The sequence below is a fragment of the Arthrobacter sp. SLBN-122 genome (genome assembly GCF_006715165.1).
In the GTDB taxonomy this organism is placed as follows: domain Bacteria; phylum Actinomycetota; class Actinomycetes; order Actinomycetales; family Micrococcaceae; genus Arthrobacter.
This window is the reverse complement of record NZ_VFMS01000001.1, coordinates 1001197-1017756: the sequence shown is the minus strand read 5'-3', so window position 1 is coordinate 1017756 and position 16560 is coordinate 1001197. Positions and strand designations below refer to the sequence as shown.

At 67.1% G+C, this 16560-nt stretch carries 14 protein-coding genes; 6 read left to right on the top strand and 8 right to left on the bottom strand.

The genetic code is table 11. The features are described from left to right. Window positions 1-99 precede the first annotated feature (99 nt). Both FBY36_RS04830 and FBY36_RS04825 read left to right on the top strand, forming a co-directional pair. The gene (locus FBY36_RS04830) at window positions 100-807 is read left to right on the top strand and encodes a tyrosine-protein phosphatase (protein ID WP_142117580.1); all 708 of its coding nucleotides are present in this window, start codon (window positions 100-102) and stop codon (window positions 805-807) included. Continuing rightward, window positions 804-3416: a S1 family peptidase gene (locus FBY36_RS04825; RefSeq protein ID WP_200830438.1), complete on the top strand. Its 2613-nt coding sequence runs from the start codon at window positions 804-806 to the stop codon at window positions 3414-3416. The genes FBY36_RS04830 and FBY36_RS04825 overlap by 4 nt, the downstream gene beginning before the upstream one ends. 75 nt (window positions 3417-3491) lie before the next feature. Here the strand turns inward: FBY36_RS04825 and FBY36_RS04820 are convergent, their stop codons facing one another. Together FBY36_RS04820 and FBY36_RS04815 are read right to left on the bottom strand one after the other, a co-directional pair. Further along, window positions 3492-4199 carry a DUF4397 domain-containing protein gene (locus tag FBY36_RS04820; protein ID WP_142117579.1) on the bottom strand — a complete coding sequence of 236 codons (708 nt, stop codon included), beginning with the start codon at window positions 4197-4199 and terminating at the stop codon, window positions 3492-3494. Window positions 4200-4302: 103 nt separating this feature from the next. Next, the gene (locus tag FBY36_RS04815) at window positions 4303-4746 is read right to left on the bottom strand and encodes a PaaI family thioesterase (RefSeq protein ID WP_235008723.1); all 444 of its coding nucleotides are present in this window, start codon (window positions 4744-4746) and stop codon (window positions 4303-4305) included. Window positions 4747-4890: 144 nt separating this feature from the next. Here FBY36_RS04815 and paaZ point away from each other — a divergent pair, with 144 nt between their 5' ends. Both paaZ and FBY36_RS04805 read left to right on the top strand, forming a co-directional pair. Then, window positions 4891-7002, top strand: a complete 2112-nt coding sequence (gene paaZ, locus FBY36_RS04810; protein WP_142117578.1) for a phenylacetic acid degradation bifunctional protein PaaZ — start codon at window positions 4891-4893, stop codon at window positions 7000-7002. Between the two features lie 146 nt (window positions 7003-7148). Beyond that, window positions 7149-7556, top strand: a complete 408-nt coding sequence (locus FBY36_RS04805; RefSeq protein ID WP_142117577.1) for a VOC family protein — start codon at window positions 7149-7151, stop codon at window positions 7554-7556. Between the two features lie 87 nt (window positions 7557-7643). Here FBY36_RS04805 and FBY36_RS04800 read toward each other — a convergent pair whose 3' ends face one another. The 5 genes from FBY36_RS04800 to FBY36_RS04780 form a co-directional block, all read right to left on the bottom strand. After that, window positions 7644-7949: a hypothetical protein gene (locus FBY36_RS04800; RefSeq protein WP_142117576.1), complete on the bottom strand. Its 306-nt coding sequence runs from the start codon at window positions 7947-7949 to the stop codon at window positions 7644-7646. A 13-nt stretch (window positions 7950-7962) separates the two neighbouring features. After that, complete coding sequence (locus tag FBY36_RS04795; RefSeq protein ID WP_142117575.1) at window positions 7963-9102, bottom strand: S1C family serine protease; 1140 nt, start codon at window positions 9100-9102, stop codon at window positions 7963-7965. A 103-nt stretch (window positions 9103-9205) separates the two neighbouring features. Beyond that, window positions 9206-9844, bottom strand: a complete 639-nt coding sequence (locus tag FBY36_RS04790; protein ID WP_142117574.1) for a TetR/AcrR family transcriptional regulator — start codon at window positions 9842-9844, stop codon at window positions 9206-9208. Window positions 9845-9890: 46 nt separating this feature from the next. Beyond that, window positions 9891-11240, bottom strand: a complete 1350-nt coding sequence (paaK, locus tag FBY36_RS04785; protein ID WP_142117573.1) for a phenylacetate--CoA ligase PaaK — start codon at window positions 11238-11240, stop codon at window positions 9891-9893. Window positions 11241-11247: 7 nt separating this feature from the next. Further along, window positions 11248-11718, bottom strand: a complete 471-nt coding sequence (locus tag FBY36_RS04780) for a hotdog fold thioesterase (RefSeq protein ID WP_056328864.1) — start codon at window positions 11716-11718, stop codon at window positions 11248-11250. 280 nt (window positions 11719-11998) lie between these two features. On the opposite strand from FBY36_RS04780, the gene pta reads away from it, so the two are divergent. Continuing rightward, the gene (pta, locus tag FBY36_RS04775) at window positions 11999-14128 is read left to right on the top strand and encodes a phosphate acetyltransferase (protein ID WP_142117572.1); all 2130 of its coding nucleotides are present in this window, start codon (window positions 11999-12001) and stop codon (window positions 14126-14128) included. A 75-nt stretch (window positions 14129-14203) separates the two neighbouring features. On the opposite strand, the gene FBY36_RS04770 is transcribed toward pta, so the two are convergent. Further along, complete coding sequence (locus FBY36_RS04770; RefSeq protein WP_142117571.1) at window positions 14204-15535, bottom strand: MFS transporter; 1332 nt, start codon at window positions 15533-15535, stop codon at window positions 14204-14206. 272 nt (window positions 15536-15807) lie between these two features. On the opposite strand from FBY36_RS04770, the gene FBY36_RS04765 reads away from it, so the two are divergent. After that, complete coding sequence (locus FBY36_RS04765; protein WP_268815548.1) at window positions 15808-16533, top strand: GntR family transcriptional regulator; 726 nt, start codon at window positions 15808-15810, stop codon at window positions 16531-16533. Window positions 16534-16560 lie beyond the last annotated feature (27 nt).

Sequence of the window (16560 nt, the reverse complement as noted above, 5' to 3'; positions counted from 1 at the left end):
GCCGTGAGGTCTTTGTACCCTTTTTGGTACCTGCTTTTGTGACGTGCGGCATTCCGGAGCGTGTGGTTAGCTGTCCGGGTGAACAAACTTGGCAGGCCCATGGACTGGGATGGAGCTGTCAACGCATGGCACGTTTCGGGGGGCATCTACCGGATGGGCCGGCGTGAGTGGCTGACTGAAGCAGGCTGGAAGCAGGTGTTCGACGACGGCGTCCGCACCGTCGTGGACCTTCGTAACGCTGCGGAGGGGCGGCGCCGGGACAACGATCCCGTGGTGCCGGCCGCGGCCTGGGCAGGTATCGACGTGGTGCAGGCGCCCACGGAGGAGCCCGATGATCCACGCTTCACCGCCGTCACCGGCCCTTACCTGAACGATCCCGCCCACTACGCCGAAAATGCCCGGCTCTTTCCGGAGAAGCTGGTGGGTGTCTTCCGGAGCATCGCCCTGGCCGCGCCCAGCGGGAAGGTCCTGCTGCACTGTGCCGCCGGCCGTGACCGCAGCGGACTTGTCGCCGCCATGGTCCAGGACCTGGCTGGCGACTCCGACGAGGCTATCGCCGCGGGCTACCGGCGGGCAGCCCGCGGCATCAATGAGCGCTACCGCACCCACGGGCCGCCCCACAGCCGAGAGCGGTACCTGACTGAGCCGGAACTTGCGCCGCTGCTGGAGCAGCGCGGGCTCGCGGTGGTCGCGTTTGTCCGCGGCCTGGACACCCGGAATTACCTGCTGGCAAATGGACTCAGCGCTTCGGAACTGGACGCTGTCCTGGTGCTGTCCGGAGCTGCCTACGCGAAGGAACCACGATGACAACAGCCACAGCATCCAGGCACGGAAAGCGCAGCCTGGCATTGGGGGCGGCCGCAGGAATAGTGGCTGCCTCGGCGTTCGGGGCCGCCCCTGGGTGGGCCTTCACGGACCCGGGCGGGAGCTCCGAAAACCAACCCGCCGCCACTTCTTCGCCAGGTCCCGCCAGCACCGCCGCCGGGGACAGTGCCGCCGGCCCGATCGGGAACCACAGTCTCCCCCAGGCGGACCTTGACGCCGCCATACTCCGGGACCTGGGCCTCACGCCGGAGCAGTTCGCCGCGGCGGGGGAGCTGGGCAGCCGGGCAGCGGCTGCGGCGGAACAGCTGCGCACCATCCCCGGCTATGCCGGCATCAGGCTCCAGGACAACAAGATAAGTGTGACCGGCGGTGGAGCCGAACTGGAGTCGGCGGTCGGAAAATTGGCTGCAACCGTTCCCGGTATCTCTCTTGAAGAGCCGGCCGTTCCCGCTCCGAATCCCACGCCGCCGGCAACTGAACCTGCCGGCACGCCAGCCAGTCCACCGCCGTCGTCCGCTCCCCAACAGACACCCTCCGCAGAGCCCGCCGCTCCGGCACCCGGCCCGCAGGTGGCGGCCAGCACGGAGCAGCTCTTCCAAGCCTACGTTCGAGAGGTGGGTACGGCCGGGCTGCAGGCGGTGGTCACCTCCGGCGGCAGCTTCGTGATCCGGACCGGCGGCGTCGCATCCGCGCAGTCAATCCAGGACGGTGCTCCCGGAACTGCCTCCAACCAACCCGGCACGCCGTCCACTGACGCAGTGCCTGGCAAGATCTCGCCAGCGGAATTCGTCTCGAAGTACGCCAACGTCGTGCTCGATGGCGCTGCCCCCCTCAAACCGGAAACGGACGTCCCCGGCGGGGTCGGGTACCTGTCCGACACCGGGTTTACCTGTTCGACAGGCTTCTCTGCCTTTGACCCGGCGGGACTGCCCACTGTCCTGACCGCCGGGCACTGCGCGGAAGACGGCACTGCTAAAACGGCTGACCTGCTGCTCGGCGGAGCGCCCGCGGGCCGCCTGGGCAGCTTCCAGTTCAGCCAGTTCGGCGGCCCTGGAAACTCCCCGGTGCTCGACCCAAACACCCCCACGGGCTCCGACTACACAGCGGTCGCCGATCCGGGCAATGTGGGAACTGACATCGCCGTCATTGGAACCATCCCGCAGGGCCTGGATCCGCTTCCGGCCACCAGCACCCACGGAGACCCGTCCCAGCCGGGCCCGGACGTCAAGATCATCGGCACCGCGTCCCCGGTGCCCGGCATGCCCGTCTGCCGTTCCGGATGGAGGACGGGGTGGTCCTGCGGCCATATCAGTGCAGTGGGGATCTTCCTGGTTGGCGGCCCCAACTACCCCGCCAACGCTAACGACATCCGCGCGTTCAACGGGTTCCTCTCCTACGACGTGCAGTCCAGCGGCGGCGACTCCGGCGGCCCTTGGATCAGTGGGAACTTCGCAGTGGGTACCCATTCCGCCGGCGACTCGGACGGGGTCCTGAACATTGCCGTGGCAGCCACCCTGGAGGACTCGCTCAAGGTGCTTCCCGGCTACCAGCTGGAACTCTTCCTCAACAAGCCCGGGCTCGTGACCACTGCGGACAGTACGGTCAAAGCCGGTACCAGCATCACGGGCCAGGTCCCGGCCGCCCCCGCCTCCGCCGTCGCCGCGGGATCAAAGGTCCGCATCACCTTTGCTGGCCGGCCGCCGTTCGATGTTCCCTTGGACGCCGCGGGCAACTGGTCGTTCACTGCGCCGGAGGCGCCCGGCCCGTTCACCTTTACCGCCGAAACCGTGAACGGATTCAGCGGTTCCGGTCCGGCCACAGTGAGCCTGCTCATCGCGCCATCGTTCCTTCCCGCGCCGGTCATCACCACGCCGGCCAGCCAGCCGCTGACCAGCTTGGATGCCGTGGAAGGCACGGGGACACCGCGCGCCACGGTGACGCTCTCCGGCGACGTCGCAGGCTCTGCGCTGGTGGGGGATGACGGGCGCTGGTTGATTCCGCTGCAGGCTCCGGCTCCTTACGGCAAGGTGAACGTCACGGCAGTGCAGTCCTACCCCGGCCTGCCGGACAGCCCCGCCGCCACGGCAGCCTTCGCCGTCATGCCGCCGCCGCCGGCCGTAAGCAGCCTTTCCGACGGACAGCACCTTCAACATGACGCGCTGCCGGGAGCGATCGCGGGTACCGGGCTGACCGGCGCTGATGTGACGGTGTCCCTCGACGGGAAGCCGCTCTCCTCCGCGCCGGCCGGCGCCGCACAGGGATCCCGTTCCATGGGCCTGGTCCTTGCGCCGTTGGTGCTGGTAGACGGGGGAACCTGGCAGGTTCCGTTCCCCGCCGCGCCGGCAGCGGGGACCCATGTCCTGGCGGTGACGCAGGCGGTGGACGGTGTGGCTTCCGCCCCGGCCCAGCTCAGTTTCATCATCGACGCCGCTCCGTCCGTGCTTCCCGCCGGGAACATCACGGACGGGACTCTTGCCGCCACGGGGGCCGGGGGACTGGTCACCGCGGCGATTGCCGCTGCCGCCGCGCTCGCCGTCGGGGTCCTGCTGATGGTGCTTGTCCGCCGCCGGAGCCGGCGGTCTGCCGGGTAACCGTCGAGGGCGGGGCCGCCATCTGGCAGCCCCGCCCCGGGTGGCGCTCATTCGTGGCCGCAGGCAGGACGCCGGTCAGTGGTCGTCGTCGCACCTGTCCCTGCCGTCAACCACCTGGACGGCGACGTCCAGGGTGCCGTCGGCCAGGCTTCCCCACGCGTAGACGATGGTGTTCTTCCCGCCTTCGACCGTGATGTCCGCAGGCCCGATCACGGGGTCGGTGGTCCCTGCTGCGGCGACGGACGCTGAGATGGTGCCGGCCCTGAGCTTCAGGATTGCCTCGTCCGGGTTGCTGAGTCCCTCGATCACTGCGGAGCCGCCGGCCAGGACGTCGACGGCGGGAGCAGCGGCTACGTGCCGGACCGTCAGCTTGCCCTTCTTCTCATTCCGGGGCGCCTTGGTGTCGTTGGTGAAGAGCGACGCGGTGGGGGTGCCTTCGGCGTCAAGATGCGCCACTGCGGTGTAGTTGCCGCCCTCGTCGAGTTCAACGTGCACCGGTCCGATCACCGGGTCCTCCGCGCTGGTGGCATCCGCCCCCGTGATGGCGATCTGGTAGTCCCCGGCCGCCAGTTCCAGCGGCCCGGCCAAAGTGCCGGGCGTGAAGTTGTCCAGGGTGAGGTCGCCGTTCACCCACACATCCACGGTGAGGCCGGGCACGCCATGCAGGACGGACAGAAGGGCGGGGTGGTCATCATGATGTCGGCTGTCCGCCTGCGCGGGGGCAGCGAAGGCCAGTGACGCGGCAAGTGAAAGTGCTCCGGCGGCGACGGTTATTTTGCGCATTTCGAACTCCTTGAAGGATGCCCGGGGGACCGGACTGTTTCATGCTTACGCGCTTACTACCGCCGGAACATCACGTTTGGATGCAGTACCCGGATTTTTGGTGTCAGTGTTTCCGCTTCATCAGCAGGTTGGTGATGCGCAGGGTGCAGAGCCGCTGGCCCGCCTCGTTGGTGATCAGCACCTCGTGCGTGGTCAGGGTCCCGCCAAGGTGGATGGGGGTGGCCGTGATGGTGATCTGGCCCTCCCGGGCGGAGCGGTGGTGGGTGGCGGAAACGTCCACTCCCACCGCCGTCTTGCCCATGGTGCTGGCGTGGATGACGGCGGCCCAGGACCCGACGGCCTCACCCACGGCAAGGGAGGCGCCGCCGTGCAGCAGTCCGAACGATTGCCGGTTGCCCTCCACCGGCATGGTGGCCACCACGCGGTCCACGGACTCCTCCAGGATCTTCACGCCCATTTTCTCGTCCAGTTCGCCGAGCGTGATCTTCCACAGTTCATGCGCGGAAGGCTGATGGTCCGCAGCTTCCATGGGGGATGGGGTGCTCATACGTTCTCCTTTGGGTGGTCGAATTCGATCCTGGCCTTCTAGTGTGCAGCACGGCACTTCATGTATGGTGAATATATTACCGAACGGACGGTCAGTAATGACCTGCCCTGTTTGCCTGCCCCCTTGTTGGAAGGACCGTCAACGATGACCACCACAGCCACAGCTCCCCAGGCCACGGTCGACACCGTGGAGACAGTGCCCAGCTTCATCATGGATGCATGGTGGACGCCCGACGCCGGCTCGTCGGCTTCCGCGGTCCCTGTCCGTGATGCGAGCACCGGGGAAGTCCTGGCGAAGGTGAGCACGGAGGGGCTGGACCTGGGCGCCGTCGTGAACTACGGGCGCACCACGGGCCAGGCCGAACTGGGCAAGCTGACCTTCCACCAGCGGGCCCTCAAGCTCAAGGAACTGGCGCAGTACCTGAACGCCCGGCGCGAGCACTTCTACGCCTTCTCGGCCCAGACCGGCGCCACCAAGGTGGACTCCATGATCGACATCGATGGCGGCATCGGCGTCCTCTTCACGTTCGGCTCCAAGGGCCGGCGAGAACTGCCCAACTCCCAGGTGGTGGTGGATGGACCCATGGAAGTGCTGTCCAAGGACGGCTCCTTCGCTGGCGAACACATCTACACGCGCATCCCGGGCGTTGCCGTGCAGATCAACGCGTTCAACTTCCCGGTGTGGGGCATGCTGGAGAAGTTCGCGCCCGCCTTCATCGCCGGCGTGCCCACCATCGTCAAGCCTGCCACCCCAACCGGCTATGTGGCTGCCGCAGTGGTCAAGGCCATCGTGGAATCGAACATCTTGCCCAAGGGCTCGCTGCAGCTGGTCTCCGGTTCGGTCCGCGGGCTGCTGGACGTCCTGGACTACCGCGACCTGGTGGCCTTCACCGGATCCGCCTCCACCGCATTGTCCTTGAAGTCCCACCCCAACGTGGTCCAGGGCGGCGTCCGTTTCACCTCCGAAACAGACTCCCTCAACGCCGCGATCCTGGGCCCGGATGCTGTGGAGGGCACCCCGGAATTCGACGCATTCGTCAAGTCCGTGGTCACCGAAATGACGGCCAAGGCAGGGCAGAAGTGCACCGCTATCCGCCGTGCCATCGTGCCGCAGGAACTGGTCCCGGCAGTGTCCGCCGCCATCGGCAGGCGCATCACCGAGCGGATAGTCCTCGGCGACCCCCGCGCCGACGGCGTCACCATGGGTGCGCTCGCCTCCGTCGAGCAGCTCAACGACGTGCGCGCAGCCGTGCAGTCCATGCTCGACGCCGGCGGCGAGCTTGCGTACGGAACGCTCGATTCGCCGTCGGTCACCTCCGCCGACGGGACCACCGGCGTGGTGGAAGGCGGCGCATTCATGGCACCGGTCCTGTTGAATTGGCAGGACCCCGAAGCGGAGGAAGTCCACTCGCTGGAGGCTTTCGGCCCCGTTTCGTCCGTGATCGGGTACAAGGACATCGCCGACGCCGTCCGCCTCGCCGCCCGGGGCAGCGGCTCCCTGGTGGCCTCCGTGTGCACCAACGATCCGGACGTTGCCCGGGAACTGGTCACCGGTATCGCCGCCCACCACGGCCGCGTCCTGATGCTCAACCGCGAGGACGCCCGTTCGTCGACCGGGCACGGATCACCGGTGCCTCACCTGGTGCACGGCGGACCGGGGCGCGCCGGCGGCGGCGAGGAACTGGGCGGCATCCGGTCCGTCATGCACCACATGCAGCGCACCGCCATCCAAGGTTCCCCCAACATGCTCACGGCCGTCACCGGCGTGTGGCACACCGGCGCTGACCGGAACTTCACGGTGGAGACCGAGGGGACGCACCCGTTCCGGAAGTCACTGGCGACGCTGCGGATTGGCGATGCCGTCCGCTCTGACCTGCGCCAGGTCACCCTCGAGGACGTCACCGCGTTCGCCAACTCCACCGGTGATACGTTCTACGCCCACACCAACCAGGAGGCCGCCGAAGCCAACCCGTTCTTCCCGGGCATCGTGGCCCACGGCTACCTCCTGCTCGCGTGGGGCGCCGGACTGTTCGTGGAGCCGGCACCGGGTCCCGTCCTGGCCAACTACGGGCTGGAGAACTGCCGCTTCGCCAAGCCGGTCGCCGCAGGGGACTCCATCCGGGTGACCCTGACTGCCAAGAAGATCACTCCCCGGGAAACCGACGAATACGGCGAGGTGGCCTGGGACGCCGTGCTCACCAACCAGGACGACGAGATCGTGGCCACCTACGACGTCCTGACCCTCGTGGAGAAGTAGCCCGCTCCCAAACCCCAAGTTGCTCTATCACTATTGGTCCCTAAAACGCCGGTTTAGGGACCAAAAGTGATGGAGCAACCGGGCGTTTGGGGGAGGGTCTTTTCCGGCAGCCCGGGCGTAGGATTCAACCCGTAGGAGGTGGCCACATGACCCTTAAAATGAACACAGCCACAACCATCCTGCCTGTCGATGACGCAGCCCGCGCCCGCGCTTTCTACACCGAAAAGCTCGGACTCCCGCACCGCGGCAAGGCGGAGGACGGCAGTGAATTACTCGGTACCGACGGCGGCCCCATGCTGCAGTTGATGCCGGTGGCGGACGGCAAGCATTCCGAGCACACGGCCTTGAGCTTTGAAGTTTCGGACATTGAGGCAACTGTCCGGGACATGGAAGCCAGGGGAGTGATGTTCCAGGACTACGACCTGCCCACGCTGCGGACGGAGAACCATATCTGCACCACGGAGTCGGAGAAGTGCGCCTGGTTCATGGATACGGAGCACAACATCCTGTGCGTCCACCAGAACCTCGGCGGCAAGCTCGAGTACCAGGTCTAGGCGCACCGGCAGCCAGCAGGACCAAACGAAGCAGCAGGGGTGCCCCGGTCGGATCGGGGTACCCCTGCTGCTTGTCTTCGTCAGGCGTCAGTTTTCGGCGCCGCCGTGCAGGCCGTCGTCGCTGCTGTCATCCTCGGGACCCGTGCCGCGGCCGCCTTCGCTGCGGTCGGAAAGGTCCATGTTGCCGCGGGCCTCATCCATGGTGGGGCCGCCGGAGGGGACGCTGTAAGTGTCAGGGCGGATGCCGTGCGCCTGTTCCTCGATCAGGGCCTGCTCCTCGCTGAAGCGGATCACATTGGCCTCGTCGCCGGCGTCGCCGGGAACGTCCTCCCGGATCTTTGAGGGGTCCGGAATGATGAATCCTGCGTCGGGTTCTTCCTTGGGGTGGCTCATGTTCTTTTCCTTCCTATCGGGTGGTTGTGCTGGCGGGCCGGTCGGTAAGGTCCACCTTGATATCCAAACTCTGATCGCCGCGTTTGACCTTGAAGCCTACGGTGTCGCCGGGGTTGCGCTTGCGCAGTTCCGCCACGAGCTTCTCCGGCGTGGTGAGCTCCACGCCCTCCATGGACTGCAGGACGTCGCCCGGACGGATCCCAGCGCGCCCGGCAGGACCGTCGCTGTCCGCCGCGAGCACCACGACGCCGGCCCCTTCCTGGATTCCCAGCTGGTCGGCGATCTGCGCCGTCAGTTCGCCCGGAGTGAGGCCCAGGTACGCGTGCTTGGCGGTGCCGTTGGCCAGCAGCTCCTCGGCGACGTCCACAGCGGTGGCGGCCGGAATCGCGAAGCCAAGTGAGACAGCCCCGGCCGACGGCGGAATGTAGGCCTCGCTGATGCCGATCACCTCCCCGCGCATATTGATCACCGCGCCACCGGAGTTGCCGGGGCTGATGGGCGCGTCAGTCTGGATGAGGTCCACCAGGGAAAGGCTGTTCGATGCGGAGCCGGGGATGGAGCGGTGGAGGCCGGAGATGATGCCGGCGGTGGCCGTATTTTCAAAACCAAGGGGTGAGCCCAGGACCAGGGCGCCTTCGCCGACTTTCGGCAGCTCGCTTTGGTAGGTGGGTTTCGGCAGGCCGGTGCGCTTGGCCTGCACCAGCGCAAGGTCGGTCACGGCGTCGCTGGCCTTTACGGTCCCTTCCACGCGCTGCCCGTCGGCGAACCCCACCTCGACGTTGGTGGCACCGCGGATCACGTGCTCGTTGGTCAGGATCAGTCCGTCCGCCGAGTACACTACGCCGCTGCCCAGGCCGCCTTCCGTGAAGATGGTGACGACGGACGGTGAGAGGTTCTCCACGAGCTGCGGCAGGTTGCCGGCCGCTGTCCCGGAGCCGCCGCCTTCCGCCGGTGCAGCGGAGTTGGCCGCGGAGGATGCCGGTGCCGGGTTGGCAGAGTCCGACGACGACGCCTGGCTTGAGGAGGACCCGCTGGGGGCCGGGGGGCTTGGCGTACCGGTGCAGCCGGTGAGTGCCAGCGCGGCCACGAGGACGCCGCCGCCCAGTACCGTGCGCAGGCGGCATGATCGCCGCGGATCGCTGGCCTGGCCCATTTGTACCTCCCTGCGGATGCTGGTTTTCTACCACCGTAGCCGGGGAGTGGGGAAAATACCAAGCACCCTTATTATCGCCGCCAGGGAGCCGGCCGCGAGCCTCTTACACGTCCGCGTGCAGGCCGTCGAACGCCATGGTGATGACGTCGTCGGCCAGCCGCTGCGGCGACAGCGAACCGCCCGGCTTGTACCACTCGACAATGGAGTTGATCATGCCGAACAGGAGCCGTGAGACCGTCCGGGGGTCGATGTCCTGGCGGAGCGAGCCTTCGTCGCGGGCGGCGGAAATCAGGGCTGCCACCTTGTGGTCGAAGGCGCGCCGCCGTTCCAGCGCGTCGCGCTCGATTTCGGTGTTGCCGCGGAGGCGCAGGAGCAGCGTGACAAAGGGCAGGCGGTCAACCAGCACCGCCACCGTCTGGCGCAGCACGAACTCCAGCCGTGCATCGGCCGCTCCCGAGGTTGCCTGGGGCTGCTCCAGGATGGACTCGAGACCGCCCAGTGCGTGGTCCAGGGCGAGCTTGAGGAGATCGCCCTTGGACGGCACGTGGTGGTAGATCGCCGACTTTGAGATGCCCAGGTTGTCCGCCAGGATCCCCATGGATGTCGCGTCGTAGCCGTGGCGGTTGAAGACGTCGACGGCGATGCGCAGCACCGACTGCTGGTCGTAGCCGGGCCTGCCCCGCTTCGCTGTGCCATTGACGGCGGTGCCGTTGGTGCTGGTGGTCTCAGTGGTGCGGGGCATAGTGGCTAGTTTCTCATGAGCGGTCGGTCAGTCGGCGCAGGGCTGCCTACCCCTTCGGGCGCAGGTCGTAAATCCGGCGCAGCTTGCCGTTGGACCGCTCGAGCGAGCCCGGCTCCACGACGTTCACGGTGCAGGAAGAACCCACGTGGATCTTGATCTGCTCCTTCAAGGTGCGTGCCGCCGTCGTGCCCTGCTCAACGCTCACCGCGTCCCGGCGCTCGATCTTGACCGTCATCTGGTCCATCCGCTGGCCCTCCGGGCGTGTCAGTTCGAGCTGGAAGTGCGGGCTGAGCTCGGGGATCCGCAGTGCGATTTCCTCGATCTGGGACGGAAAGACGTTCACGCCGCGCAGGATGATCATGTCGTCGCTGCGGCCGGTGATGCGTCCCATCCGGCGGTGTGCGGGGCGGGCCGTGCCGGGCAGCAGGCGGGTGAGGTCCTTGGTACGGTAACGGATGATGGGGAGGGCTTCCTTGGTGAGCGACGTGAACACAAGCTCGCCGTGCTCGCCGTCCCGCAGGACGTTTTCCTTGCCCACCTCCGGGTTGAATGCGTCAATGATCTCGGGGCGGAAGTGGTCCTCCCAGATGTGGCTGCCGTCCTGGGTCTCCACCGCTTCGCCGGCGACGCCCGGGCCCATCACTTCGGAAAGGCCGTAGATGTCGCACGCCTTGATGTTCATGGTGACCTCGAGCTCGTGCCGCATCTCCTCGGTCCACGGTTCGGCGCCCAGCACGGCGTACTTCAGCGAGGTGGAGGCGGGGTCGATCCCCATGTGGGCCATGGCGTCGGCGATGGTCAGCAGGTACGTGGGGGTGGCCAGGATGGCGTCCGGCTTGAAGTCCTGGATCAGCTGGATCTGGCGCTCGGTCTGGCCGCCGGAGATGGGGATGACGGTGCAACCCAGGGCTTCGGCTCCGGCGTGCGCACCGAGCCCACCGGTGAACAGGCCGTAGCCGTAGGCGTTGTGGACCTTCATGCCCGGGCGGACGCCGGAGGCACGGAGGCTGCGGGCCACCAGCTTTGCCCAGTCCGCCAGGTCCTGCTTGGTGTAGCCGACGACGGTGGGCCGGCCTGTGGTGCCCGAGCTGGCGTGGACGCGGGCTACTTCAGCCTGGGGAACCGCGAACATGCCGAACGGGTATTCCTCGCGCAGGTCGTCCTTGGTGGTGAAGGGGAAGTTGCCCAGGTCGCCGAGTTCGCGCAGGTCGTTGGGGTGGACGCCGGCGGCGTCGAACTTGCGCTTGTACAGCGGCACGCGGTCGTACGCATAGGCCACCGTGTGCTGCAGGCGGCTGAGCTGGAGGGCTTCGAGCTCATCCCGGGAGATGGTTTCCTCGCGGTCCAGGACGGCGTCGGTGCCGACGGGTGCGGTTTCGGGGGCATGCAGGGTCATGGTTTTCCTACTTCTTGGGGATGGTGCGGCTGCGTCCGCGGAACTCGGCGATGAGCTCGCCCGGGGAACTGGGTTGGGTCTCGGCGGCCGGCGCGGCGGCGTCGGCGGCGAAGATCTGGATGTCGTACAGGCCGCTGCGCCCGGCACTGGAGCGGCGGTCGGCGACGGCGGTCAACACCTGGCCGCGGAAGGCGGGCTTGAGGAAGTTGATGTCGACGCCGGAGGCCACGGTGATGGTGCCTTCCTCGCCGGGTGCAGGGTGGATGGGGTTGCACGCGAGGGCGAAGGCGGTGTCCCCGAACGCGAAGATCATTCCGCCGTGGGCCATGCCGAATCCGTTGAGCATTTCCTGCCGAAGGGTCATCCGGATGGTGGCGTGGCCGTCGCTGAGGGCGAGGACCTCGATTCCCATCCATTCGGAGGCGTAGTCGTTTTCCAGGATGGGGTGGGTGGCCCCGGAAAGTGTTGCTTCAGCCATGCGTCATTGCCTCCAGCTTTATTTACCGAATGTTCATTAGGTAATCCCATGAGGGGGTCCGGTGTCAAGGGGATGCAGTTCCGGTGCGTGCGTTCCTGCCCACGTACTTAGCGGACCTCAGGCACCAAGACCGGGGACACGCCGTCGTGCACGGCGCGCCGCACTATGTAGGGAAAAGCAACTGGGCTGGAACGCTCGACGGCGGCACGCACCTTTGCCATTTAGGGCGCCCGGGGTGCAAGGATGGGAGGACCGGCACCAGCACAGCAAAGGGCGGACCATGGCAAAAGGCATCTACGTCAGCGCAACCACCCCGGGATCGGGCAAGTCCCTGATAGCCCTGGGCCTGGCCGATACGCTGCACCGGCACGCGGACAGGATCGGCTTCTTCAAGCCGGTGGTCCACGGGCCCTCGGCAGCGAACGACCCCATGCTGGCGCTGATGAAGTCCCGGTTTGCCCTGGAGGATGACCGGTGCCGCGGCGGCCTGACGTACGACGAGGTCCGCGCGCTGCTTGCTGAGGGAAACCGGGCGGAGATCGACGCCAGGTGCGTGGAGATCTTTGCGGACATCGCCCGCCACTGCGACGTGGTGATCGTCGAAGGCACCGACCTGGTGGGCCAGGATTCCGCCGTCGAATTCGACCTCAACGCCCGGCTTGCCAACAACCTCGCCACACCCGTGGTGGCCGTGGTGGGCGCCAAGGGGCGCACCGTTCCCGAGACCGCGGCCGCCGTCGAGGTTGCGCGCAAGGAACTTGCCGCCGAAAAATGCGCGCTCCTGGCCATCATGGTCAACCGGGCGGACGCCGATGACTTGGACGCCATTGCGGCTGCCCTGAAGCCGGGTGCCTCCGGCCGGCCTGTTTACATCCTGCCGGAACTGGAGGAGATCGCCCGGCCTACCACCGGCGAGGTGGCCCTGGCGCTGGGCGTGCGGCAGATCGCGGGAACTCCGGACATGGAACGCGACGTCAGGGACATCAAGGTGGCCGCCATGAACGTGGGCAACTTCCTGAATGTGCTCGATGAAGGCGCCCTGGTGATTGTGCCGGGGGACCGGGCGGACGTGATGGTGGCCTGCCTGGCATCCTCCTTCTCGCCTGAGTTCCCGGTGGCCTCGGCCCTCATCCTCACCGGCGGCCTGGCCCCGGACGCGAACATCTACCCGCTCCTGGCACAGGCGCCGTTCCCGGTGTTCGCCACGGAAGATGACACCTACCAGACCGCCCGCCGGGTCTCCGAGGTCCGCAGCGAGATCTGGTCCGGCCACCGGCGCAAGGTGGCCTCCGCCCTGGGGCTCTGGTCCCGGCGGGTTGATGAAACCGAGCTGGTGGAGCGCCTGCACCTGCCCCGGGCAGAGCGGATGACGCCGCTGCGTTTCCTGCACGACCTCATCGAGCGCGCCCGGGCGCAGCGGCGCCATGTTGTCCTGCCGGAGGGAACCGATGTCCGGATCCTGCGGGCAGCCGAAATCCTGCACCGCCGCGATGTCTGCGACCTGACGCTGCTGGGCCCCGAATCCGACATCCGGGAACTGGCTGCCGCCAACGGCATCGATTTGGCCGGCATCAACGTCATCGACCCGGCCACCTCCGAGCTGCGCCTGAAGTTCGCCGAAAAGTACGCCGAGCTTCGGGCGCACAAGGGCGTGGACCTGCCCAAGGCCCTGGAAATCATGCAGGACGTGAGCTACTTCGGCACCATGATGGTCCAGCTGGGCGTGGTGGACGGCATGGTCTCCGGCGCGGCCCACACCACCGCGCACACCATCCGGCCGGCCCTGGAGTTTGTGAAGACCCGTGAGGGCGTGAAGATCGTGTCCTCGGTGTTCCTGATGCTCATGCCGGACCGGGTGCTGGTCTACGGCGACTGCGCCGTGAACCCGGATCCCAACGTGGAGCAGCTGGCGGACATTGCCCTGGCCTCGGCCGAGACCGCCGCCCAGTTCGGCGTGGAGCCGCGGGTTGCCATGCTCTCCTATTCCACCGGCGGCTCGGGCTCGGGGGAGGCCGTGGACGAGGTGCGGCAGGCCACCGAGCTGGTGCGCACGCGCCGCCCGGACCTCGCAGTTGAGGGCCCCATCCAGTACGACGCCGCCGTGGACGCCTCGATCGCCGCGTCCAAGATGCCGGGCTCCTCGGTGGCAGGGCAGGCAACGGTGTTCATCTTCCCGGACCTGAACACCGGCAACAACACGTACAAGGCGGTGCAGCAGAGCTCGGGGGCCGTGGCCGTGGGCCCCGTCCTGCAGGGGCTGCGGAAGCCGGTCAACGACCTCTCCCGCGGCTGCACCGTGGAGGACATCGTGAACACGGTGGCCATCACGGCCATCCAGGCGCAGGCCCCGGGGCCGGCCGAGGGGGCCGTTCAGGCCGAAGTTTCGGCCCAGGCGCAGCCGGCCTCCTAGGACACCACGCACAAAGGTCGACGCCGGCACTTTCGCAAGTGCCGGCGTCGACCTTTTCTTTAGGGCCGGGAATACTTAGGCCGCTGCCGGGACCTTCAGCGGCTCGATCTTGCCGATGACGAACAGGTAGTTGGCTGCGCCAATGAGGGAGACTGCGCCGATGACGGCCAGCGGCGCCACGAAGGATCCGGTCTGGTCAACCAGCACGCCGATCAGGATGGGCGTGAAGATGCCGGCCAGGTTGGACGCGAAGTTCTGCAACCCGCCGATGGAGCCGACGTGGCGGGAGCTGGGGGCCACGTCCGCCGGCAGCGACCAGATGCCGGTTGCCGCCACGGTGAGGCTGGAGTAGGCGACGGACAGCAGTGCCAGTGCCATCCAGGCTTCCGGAACCAGTGCCGCAAACATGATCACGGAACCGCCCGCCAGGCCACCGGCGATGGCCGTTTTACGGACCTTGCTGACCGGGGACCCGGCCCGGACGGCACGGTCGGCAAGGTAGCCGCCCAGCCAGCCGAACAGGACGGCGCAGATGCCGGGGATGGCGCCGAAGAAGCCCAGCTTGAGCAGGTCAAAGCCGCGTTCCTTGACCAGGTAGCTGGGGAAGAACGTGATGAAGAAGTAGATGGCGCTGTTCAGGCAGAAGAAGCCGAACATCATGCTCAGGATGGTGCGGTACTTGAAGAGCGAACGCCAGGGGAGTTTGGCCGCGCCCTCGTCATCGCTTGCCGCGCCGCGGGCGCCGCCCTCCTGGATGTAGCTGATTTCGGCGGCATTGGCGCCGGTGTGCTCCTCCGGGCTGCGGTAGTACTTCCACCAGACGGCGGCCCAGATGATGCCCAGGACGCCGATGATGATGAACACCGCGTGCCAGGAAGTGAAGGCGACGATCAGGGTGACGATCGGCAGGGCGATGACTGCCCCGACGCGCGAGCCGGAGTCCCAGATGCTGGTGGCGAAGGCGCGTTCGCGGACCGGGAACCAGGTGGCTACCACCTTGGCCGCCGTGCTGGGGGCCGGGCTCTCGCCGACACCCAGGAGGAAACGGGCCGCGAAAAGTGACCAGAAGCTGGAGGCCGCGGCAGTGACCATGGTGAAGACGGACCACCACACGGCGGCCAGTGAGAACGAGCGGCGGGGGCCCACTTTGTCTACGTACCAGCCGGCGGCGAGCTGGAAGAAGTCGTAGGCCCAGAAGAAGGCCGCAAAGATCAGCCCCTGCTGGGTGGCGGTGAGTTCAAAATCCTTGCCCATGAACGGCAGGGCAACGCTGAGGCTGGAACGGTCCAGGTAGTTGATGCTGAGGCCTATGAAGGCGAGCCAGATGATGACCCAGCGTTTGCGGGTCATCATGCGGGGCTGCCGGGCCTGGTTGGCAATGGATGTCTTACTTCCGAGCGTAGTCATGCGGTCTCCTTCGACATATACATGGCTTCGGGTGCGGTGCGCACGGGCGGAGGGGAGACGCGGAAGATATCAGCGCCAAAATCATATAGGAATCTGGTTAATCATATAGATATTGTGATCCAGATCAAGTGTTGCTTTCGAAAAGCCCCTTATCGGAGCCGCCGGTGATGCGTGGCTTATGATTCCCCCAGCAGCTCCCGACCAACCACTGGCAGTCCAAACCGGCGCAGATTCTGCCGGCGCCAGTCCAATCCAGTGCAAGAGGTAACCGCGTGCCCCCACGTCAACCATCCGAAGTTCCGCGCGGCAAGGCGGCCGTGCCCGACGTCTATACGGCCATGCGCGCCTCCATCCTCGACGGCGAAATTGCCCCGGGGACCCGCATCAACATTGATGCCGTGGCCCGGAGCCTGGGGGTTTCGCAGACTCCAGTCCGCGAAGTGCTCCAGCGGCTCGAGGGCGACAACCTGGTGGTCTACAACCCCGGCAGGGGCTACAGCACCACCCCGCTCCTGGACCTGCCGGAACTGCGCTCGCTGTTCGAGTTCAGGCTCCTGGTGGAACCCTGGGCAGCGCGTGCGGCTGCGGTGGACCGCCTGGCCAATCCGGCAGGGACGCTGGAAAGGGAGCTGGCAGGCTTCCGGGACGCCATGAAGCGCAGCAGGGACCTGCGGCAGGATCTGGTGGCCCACGACACCCGCTTCCACGACACCATCCTGGCCGCCTCCGGCAACCCGGTGGTCCGGCACGCCTTTGCCCAGACGCACTGCCACCTGCACACCTTCAGGCTCTACCCTGCGGACGTGGACGGCGCCATCACCGTCGCTGAGCACACCGCCGTGCGCGAGGCAATCGAGGCCTGCGATCCCGAGCGGGCCGAGGCGGCCATGACCACCCACATCCGCAACTCCTTCGACAGGTTTGCCAAGGCCTTCGAGGGCGAACTTGCTCCCCTGGAGGACAGCGGCCCGCCGCGGCGGCGGATTGTCACCGGCTAGCATGCGGCGGCCCAGCCCCGGCCTGTG

Excerpts from the sequence above, each read along its gene's own strand:
- FBY36_RS04830 (WP_142117580.1), top strand. The coding sequence starts at position 100 with ATGGACTGGGATGGAGCTGTCAACGCATGGCACGTTTCGGGGGGCATC.
- FBY36_RS04825 (WP_200830438.1), top strand. The coding sequence starts at position 804 with ATGACAACAGCCACAGCATCCAGGCACGGAAAGCGCAGCCTGGCATTG.
- FBY36_RS04820 (WP_142117579.1), bottom strand. The coding sequence starts at position 4,199 with ATGCGCAAAATAACCGTCGCCGCCGGAGCACTTTCACTTGCCGCGTCA.
- FBY36_RS04815 (WP_235008723.1), bottom strand. The coding sequence starts at position 4,746 with ATGAGCACCCCATCCCCCATGGAAGCTGCGGACCATCAGCCTTCCGCG.
- paaZ (WP_142117578.1), top strand. The coding sequence starts at position 4,891 with ATGACCACCACAGCCACAGCTCCCCAGGCCACGGTCGACACCGTGGAG.
- FBY36_RS04805 (WP_142117577.1), top strand. The coding sequence starts at position 7,149 with ATGACCCTTAAAATGAACACAGCCACAACCATCCTGCCTGTCGATGAC.
- FBY36_RS04800 (WP_142117576.1), bottom strand. The coding sequence starts at position 7,949 with ATGAGCCACCCCAAGGAAGAACCCGACGCAGGATTCATCATTCCGGAC.
- FBY36_RS04795 (WP_142117575.1), bottom strand. The coding sequence starts at position 9,102 with ATGGGCCAGGCCAGCGATCCGCGGCGATCATGCCGCCTGCGCACGGTA.
- FBY36_RS04790 (WP_142117574.1), bottom strand. The coding sequence starts at position 9,844 with ATGCCCCGCACCACTGAGACCACCAGCACCAACGGCACCGCCGTCAAT.
- paaK (WP_142117573.1), bottom strand. The coding sequence starts at position 11,240 with ATGACCCTGCATGCCCCCGAAACCGCACCCGTCGGCACCGACGCCGTC.
- FBY36_RS04780 (WP_056328864.1), bottom strand. The coding sequence starts at position 11,718 with ATGGCTGAAGCAACACTTTCCGGGGCCACCCACCCCATCCTGGAAAAC.
- pta (WP_142117572.1), top strand. The coding sequence starts at position 11,999 with ATGGCAAAAGGCATCTACGTCAGCGCAACCACCCCGGGATCGGGCAAG.
- FBY36_RS04770 (WP_142117571.1), bottom strand. The coding sequence starts at position 15,535 with ATGACTACGCTCGGAAGTAAGACATCCATTGCCAACCAGGCCCGGCAG.